The sequence below is a fragment of the Bacillus sp. S4 genome (assembly GCF_040838205.1).
Lineage (GTDB): Bacteria > Bacillota > Bacilli > Bacillales > Bacillaceae_G > Bacillus_A > Bacillus_A cereus_U.
Genome location: NZ_JBFPJI010000438.1, coordinates 1 through 2355, shown reverse-complemented (window position 1 = coordinate 2355; position 2355 = coordinate 1). Strand labels below are relative to the sequence as shown.

Below are 2355 nucleotides of genomic sequence, written 5' to 3'. Positions count from 1 at the left end.
AATCAGTATAATATAGATATATACCTTGAAACGTTCGTTTGGTTTTGGGAAGAGGACAAAGCCTCGGTGCGAAGGCGGCACTCCACTTTCGAGGACATTAAATAAACAATCCTAATTTGATTAGAGGTAGCCTAAAGATAAACAAAGGACGGGAGAGTATTTTAATGAGAGCTCAAGAAATACCCATTGTTAATAGAATGGCTTACCCTTTACTGAATTCGGAAGGAGGACATGCTTCAGTTATAGTTTGTCACCATTTGGGTTATAAATCAGTCATTTTATCTTTATCTTTATCTGGATTTCCCCCAAAACTAATGGGTTGTTCTCCTTTTCAATAGTTTCGAGTTAGGTCCGGGATTTCTAAAGGTCGCGTACGTTCCAAACAATCTCACCACGCTCATCCCACGTACTGTGATGCCTCTCAAATCCTATCTTTTCTAACACCCGGAAAGACGCAATATTCCAAGCGCCTACAGTCGACCAAAGTCTGCGGCGCCCGGTAGCAATCGCAGCGTCCAGCACAACGGATGCTGCCTCAGTCGCATAGCCTTTACGATGAGCACTGCGGAACAACTCATATGCGATCTCCGGCTCTTCCAGTGTGGAACGACCGATAATCAAGCCACAGTATCCGATGAAATCACCTTCGTCTCGTCGGCGAATAGTGAGAAGGGAAATACCATTTTCACTTGCTTTCTTACGCATCTCGATAAGCTTGCTACGAACAGCGTCAAGGGTTGGCATATCCACACCACGTTCGCCAATTAATTTTCTCATCCAGACTGAATCGGATTCCTCCCACATACTCAGATCAAGTCGTTCAGTTTTCAGCTGGAACTCCATAGCTTTAAATAAAGCTGTCATAGTGGAAACCTCCTAGTTATGTCACTGCACTCATAATAGCTTCGCACCTCATCACCACATCAGGTTGGAAACCCGGCTATTTTCCAACTCTCGCGAGAATTTATAGCAACAGTGTACAAAAAATTAGTGTTATTTTATGAATAGGTAATTACCCTACAAAATAGACCTTTTTATCAAACTTTTTTCAAAACTAACTATAATATAAAGGCAAAAACATATTATACATATCAAATAGGTCCTTGCCTTTACTTTTATTGACTTCAACAACTATAACCTAAATATAATTCGGACGAGGTCTTTTTTACTTATCTTTCAACTAAGCTAATTGCTAACTCACGTTTGTATCGAATAGATGTGAAACCTTCACCTACAGGTAGTCCATAAGCTGGTCTTTCATCTTGGTATTTAAATCCAACTGCTTCATAAAATGGAATCCCCATAGCATTATCTTTTGCAACTGAAACCCATTGTTCTTTTGCACCACGTTCAATTTGATCATTTGTAATTATAGAAAGTAATTCTGTACCGATACCTTCTCTTTTTCTATTTGGATTTAAATATATTACAAATAACTCTGCTGTTGCTTTACCAGTGAAACCACCTCCACCAGCACCCAGTATTTCTCCATTATCACTTGCAACAAACCAGCCATCCCACTCTTGGCTAATATTTAATATTTCACTTCTCACTCTTTCTTCATTGTAAAACTCCTTGATCGTACTTTCTATGTATTGCTGGGGCAACAAACCTGGGTATGTATTTCTATAACCGTCTGAACACACTTTAATAATCCCTTGTATATCTTCTACTCTTGCTTTTCTGTATTCAATCATATTGCATCCTCCCCAATTATAAATAAACAATTCATACATTATATAATTCAATATTCAAACAATTAATCCTATCCGTGTTTTTATACTATATTTCTAAAAACTCTATAGTCGTTTCACATACATTATCTGTTTCTTCGATATCTGGAAAATGTGCACTATTTTCAAATATAACAAGTTTACTATTTTTCATATGACTCGTTATTCTTTTGCTCATTTCCACACCCGTATTACAGTCATGCGCTCCAACTATGACACATGTATCTTGTTCCAAATCATTAATGCGCTCAATAAGCGGTACAATTGATTTCGTTTCAAAAATAACTTTACTCATTTTTCCTGTATTACTTAAATGACTTTCTTTCCAAAGACTACGATTTAACTTTGCAAATTCTTGATTTTTAAACAATAGCTGATTAGCTACATGTTTCTATATAAATTCCAAACAAGTATTACAACAAAAGCTGTACCCTTATACAAAAAGGTACAGCTTTTTAACAACATACGCTAAAAGGTTTATTATCCTAACTAAATCACTTTCACATAGCTTCAATAATTCATTTGTTAACATGCATTCCAAATTCTTTCGATACATTGAATCTATAACATTACTTATTTTTTATAGTCAAATAATACAAATTTATTTATGCTACATTAACAC

2 protein-coding genes and 1 pseudogene are annotated in these 2355 nt (G+C 36.1%); all 3 read right to left on the bottom strand.

Annotation, left to right across the window (positions count from 1 at the left end; translation table 11 throughout):
* Window positions 1-360: 360 nt before the first annotated feature.
* Window positions 361-864: a GNAT family N-acetyltransferase gene (locus tag AB3X48_RS21290; RefSeq protein WP_016104814.1), complete on the bottom strand. Its 504-nt coding sequence runs from the start codon at window positions 862-864 to the stop codon at window positions 361-363.
* 305 nt (window positions 865-1169) lie between these two features.
* Window positions 1170-1697, bottom strand: a complete 528-nt coding sequence (locus tag AB3X48_RS21285) for a GNAT family N-acetyltransferase (RefSeq protein ID WP_016104813.1) — start codon at window positions 1695-1697, stop codon at window positions 1170-1172.
* Between the two features lie 85 nt (window positions 1698-1782).
* Window positions 1783-2112 (bottom strand): annotated as a pseudogene (locus AB3X48_RS21280) (alpha/beta fold hydrolase); the annotation flags it as partial.
* Window positions 2113-2355: the final 243 nt, after the last annotated feature.

Coding starts and splice junctions, on each gene's coding strand:
- AB3X48_RS21285 (WP_016104813.1), bottom strand. CDS start 1,697: ATGATTGAATACAGAAAAGCAAGAGTAGAAGATATACAAGGGATTATT.
- AB3X48_RS21290 (WP_016104814.1), bottom strand. CDS start 864: ATGACAGCTTTATTTAAAGCTATGGAGTTCCAGCTGAAAACTGAACGA.